General features: G+C 70.0%; 6 protein-coding genes. 4 read left to right on the forward strand and 2 right to left on the reverse strand.

Annotation, left to right across the window (positions count from 1 at the left end):
- Positions 1-286: 286 nt before the first annotated feature.
- Positions 287-469, forward strand: a complete 183-nt coding sequence (locus HUV01_RS13740) for a hypothetical protein (protein ID WP_174298781.1) — start codon at positions 287-289, stop codon at positions 467-469.
- Here the strand turns inward: HUV01_RS13740 and HUV01_RS13745 are convergent.
- Positions 451-1,764, reverse strand: coding sequence for an MFS transporter (locus HUV01_RS13745; RefSeq protein ID WP_174298782.1), 1,314 nt, complete (start codon positions 1,762-1,764; stop codon positions 451-453). The two genes, HUV01_RS13740 and HUV01_RS13745, sit on opposite strands and share 19 nt — an antisense overlap.
- A 126-nt stretch (positions 1,765-1,890) precedes the next feature.
- On the opposite strand from HUV01_RS13745, the gene pgsA reads away from it, so the two are divergent.
- From pgsA to HUV01_RS13760, 3 genes are read left to right on the forward strand one after another with little or no spacing between them, the layout of a single operon-like run.
- Positions 1,891-2,457: a CDP-diacylglycerol--glycerol-3-phosphate 3-phosphatidyltransferase gene (gene pgsA, locus HUV01_RS13750; RefSeq protein ID WP_174298783.1), complete on the forward strand. Its 567-nt coding sequence runs from the start codon at positions 1,891-1,893 to the stop codon at positions 2,455-2,457.
- Between the two features lie 13 nt (positions 2,458-2,470).
- Positions 2,471-2,716: a MoaD/ThiS family protein gene (locus HUV01_RS13755; protein ID WP_174298785.1), complete on the forward strand. Its 246-nt coding sequence runs from the start codon at positions 2,471-2,473 to the stop codon at positions 2,714-2,716.
- Positions 2,709-3,176: a molybdenum cofactor biosynthesis protein MoaE gene (locus HUV01_RS13760; RefSeq protein WP_302480065.1), complete on the forward strand. Its 468-nt coding sequence runs from the start codon at positions 2,709-2,711 to the stop codon at positions 3,174-3,176. The genes HUV01_RS13755 and HUV01_RS13760 overlap by 8 nt, the downstream gene beginning before the upstream one ends.
- Positions 3,177-3,219: 43 nt before the next feature.
- Here the strand turns inward: HUV01_RS13760 and HUV01_RS13765 are convergent.
- The coding region (locus tag HUV01_RS13765; RefSeq protein WP_217431014.1) for a fasciclin domain-containing protein at positions 3,220-3,607 on the reverse strand (388 nt) is incomplete at its 5' end.

Below are 3,607 nucleotides of genomic sequence, written 5' to 3' on the forward strand. Positions count from 1 at the left end.
GCGCCCGCCGCTGCCGCACCTCGCGCCGCCGGCGGGCTTCCGCCCGGCCTTGCGGCGATACGCGGCGGATCATCGCCTGCGCCTGGTTCGCTTCCGCCTCGGTCTCGTCCATCGCCGCTTCCCGCCATAATTGCCGGGCCATCGCCACCAAGCCATAGTTGCCGGGCCATTGCCACTTGGTACGGGGCGTCCCGGACGACCAGCGGCGGCGTGCCATAACCGGACAGCGCGGACTTAACCCTCTTTGGCTCTGGTCGAAAGCGTAAACACCGCGTTAACGAACCCCATGACCAGACGCCTAGTGCTCACCGACGAAGCCGCCCGCCACCCGTTCCGCCGCTCGCTGCCGCCGCCTGTCACCGCGCTGCCAACCACCGCGCTGCCGGCGCGTGACGAGGATCGCGACTGGAAGCTGTTCCTGCTGAGTTTCGCGGCGTTCTTTACCTGTTTCTACACGCTGATCTTCTGATCCGCCCGGGCGCAGGCGCGGTTCAGCCTGTGCGCGAGCCACGCCGCGACCAGGCACATGGCCGCGACCAGGAACAGCATGTTTTCCGGCGAGACGCCCAGGTTGCTGATCCCCAGCACCGCGCCCGCGCCCACCACCATCGCGGCCGAGTTGACGACGTTGTTCGCCGCGACCGTGCGCGCGGTCTGGTCCTTGCCCACCGTCGTCGTGAGGAAGGCGTAGAGCGGCACCACGAACATCCCGCCGAACACCGCGATCGCCGTCAGCGCCGCCAGCACCGGGATCGCGCGCGGCTGCGCCACGAACTCGGTCCAGTCGTACAGGTGTCCCGCCGGCGCGGGCACCCACAGCCGCACCACGAACGAGAAGACGATCACGCACGCGCCCATCGCCACGATCGAGGCGGGCGCATAGCGCGCGGAGATGCGGCCCCTAAGCATCGTGTTGATGACCACCGATCCGATCGCGATCCCGATCGACAGCGTGGCGGTGAACAGGCTGGCGACCTCCTGCGTCGTCGTCAGCACGTTCTTCACCAGCGGCGGGAAGATGATGATGAGGACCGCGCCGATCGTCCAGAAGAAGCTGATCGAGCAGATCGCCAGGAACAGCCGGGGAATGTGCAGCGTCGCGTTGATGAGCCGCCAGGACGATGTGAACGGATTGAAGTTGACGCGCAGCCTGGGTCCGAGCCTGGGCGCCGGCGGCACCCGCCGTCCGGTCAGCCAGCCGAGCACCGCGACCGCCAGCACCAGGATCGCGGTCGCCTCGATCGGGATATAGCCGGCCAGCACCGTGCCCAGCAGGATCGACAGATACGTCCCCGCCTCCACCAGCCCGGTGCCGCCCAGCACGTCGTCCTCGTGCAGATGCTGGGGCAGGATCGCGTATTTGATCGGGCCGAAGAAGGTGGAATGAACCCCCAGCAGGAATATCGCGACCAGCATCAGCACGATGCCGGTCCTCGACTGGCCCCGTTCCGCGAGCATCAGTCCGCCGGCGCCGAGCAGCATGATCGCGATCTCCGCCGTCTTCACGACCCGGATGATCCGCGCCTTGTCCACCGTATCGGCGAGTTGCCCCGCCAGCGCGGACAGCAGGATGAAGGGCAGCGTCGAGATGCCGAACGCGAGCGCGCTGAAACTCGCCTCCGCGCGCGGATCGTGGAAGATGCGATAGGTCGCGAACAGGATCATCGCCTGCTTGAACAGGTTGTCGTTGAAGGCGCCGAGGAACTGGGTCGAAAACAGCGGAAGGAAACGGCGTCGCTTCAGCAGTCCCAAGGCATTGATCATGTCAGGCGGCGGACCCGGTTCGTGACGACGTGGTCCCGCATAGCCCGGCGCCGGGCGGACGCCAACGCCCGATTGGCGGCCGCGGTTCGCGCTTGCGCGGCACGGCAGGCGGCGTAGAGCGGCGCGATGCTGGCGCTGCCGAACCTGCTGACGCTGTCCCGGATCGTCGCGGTGCCGATGCTGGTGGCGCTCTTGTGGCGGCCGCACTGGCCGGCGGGTTTCGCGCTGGCATTCGCGCTATACTGCCTGATGGGGATAACCGATTATTTCGACGGCTATCTGGCGCGCGCGCAGGGAGCGGTGTCGCGGCTGGGCGTGTTCCTCGATCCGATCGCGGACAAGATCATGGTGGCCGCCGTCATCCTGATGCTGGTGGGAACGCGGCATGACGATCCCGCGCTCATCGGCGGCGTCCATCTGATCGCCGCGCTCGTGATACTGCTGCGCGAGATCGCGGTGTCGGGCCTGCGCGAGTTCCTGGCCGGCATCCAGGTGTCGCTGCCCGTCTCGAAGCTCGCGAAGTGGAAGACGACGCTGCAGCTGGTCGCGTTCGGCGCGCTGATCCTCGCAGGCGCGGTGCCGGAACAGGCGTGGGTGAAGGACGTGGGCCTCGCGTGCCTCTGGAGCGCCGCCGCGCTGACGCTGGTGACCGGGTGGGACTATCTGCGCGTTGGCTTGAAGCACATGGACTGACGCCTTGATCCGCATGGTCTATTTCTCCTGGGTGCGGGAGGCGATCGGGTCCGGCGAGGAGCTGGTCGATGTCCCGCCCGACACCGCGACGGTGGGCGCGCTGGTCGACTGGCTGGCGACCACCAGCGACGGCCATGCCCGCGCCTTCGCCGATCGCGGCCGGTTGCGGGCGGCGGTCGACCAGGCTTTCGTCGGGCTGGACGCCGGCATCGAGGGCGCGCGGGAGGTGGCGATCTTCCCGCCGGTGACCGGTGGCTGACGGGCAGACGATCCGCGTGTCGGTACAGCGCGAGGCCATCGACCTGACCGCCGAGATCGCCCGGATGGAAGGCGAGGGCGCGGGCGGCATCGCCACCTTCTGCGGCCACGTCCGCGCGGACGCCGATGCGACGGGCGGCGGCGTGACGTCGCTGGAGCTGGAACATTATCCCGGCGCGACCGAGGCCGCGCTTCTCCGCCTGGCGACGACGGCCGCCGCGCGATGGTCGCTGACCGCGGCGAGCGTCATTCACCGGGTCGGACCCATGGCGCCGGGAACCCGCATCGTGCTGGTCGCGACGGCGGCGGCGCACCGGGCGGCGGCGCTGGAGGCGTGCGCGTACCTGATCGATCGGCTGAAGACCGACGCGCCGTTCTGGAAGCGGGAAGTCCGGGGAGGGGATGCGCGGTGGGTCGAGGCGCGCGGTGGCGACGAGGCCGCCGCGGCGCGGTGGGAGTGAGCACGTCCCGCCACCCCGGACACGTCCGGGATGGCGGGCGGGGTCATCGGCCGGCTCCGGGTCTCGCGCCCGGCTCGATCGATCGCGGCGCGACGATGCCGTCGACGGTGACGAGGCGACCATCGGCGGCCTGCGTCTCGGCGACGACGGTGGCGGTGCGCCGGTACGCGTCCACCAGCGCGACCGTCGCGCCGTCGGCTGCCACCACCCGCAGCGACTCCCCCTCCAGCGTCGGGACCCGGGCGTCCGACGTCGCGGGCGTCTTGGTGTAGAGGGCTCCCGGCACGGTCCAGAAGCGCAGCAGGTGGAGCAGCGAGGGCCGGTTGCCGGGCAGGAGCAGCGCCTCGACCGTCCCCGCCGGCAGTCGCGCGAACGCGGCGTCGGTCGGCGCGAGCAGCGTCACGGGTCCGCGGCCCGCCGTCAGCCGGTCC

The organism is Sphingomonas bacterium, assembly GCF_903643035.1.
Lineage (GTDB): Bacteria > Pseudomonadota > Alphaproteobacteria > Sphingomonadales > Sphingomonadaceae > Sphingomonas.

What these genes read in the sequence shown, in the direction of transcription:
- HUV01_RS13740 (WP_174298781.1), top strand. Translation starts at nt 287, where the DNA reads ATGACCAGACGCCTAGTGCTCACCGACGAAGCCGCCCGCCACCCGTTC.
- HUV01_RS13745 (WP_174298782.1), bottom strand. Translation starts at nt 1,764, where the DNA reads ATGATCAATGCCTTGGGACTGCTGAAGCGACGCCGTTTCCTTCCGCTG.
- pgsA (WP_174298783.1), top strand. Translation starts at nt 1,891, where the DNA reads ATGCTGGCGCTGCCGAACCTGCTGACGCTGTCCCGGATCGTCGCGGTG.
- HUV01_RS13755 (WP_174298785.1), top strand. Translation starts at nt 2,471, where the DNA reads ATGGTCTATTTCTCCTGGGTGCGGGAGGCGATCGGGTCCGGCGAGGAG.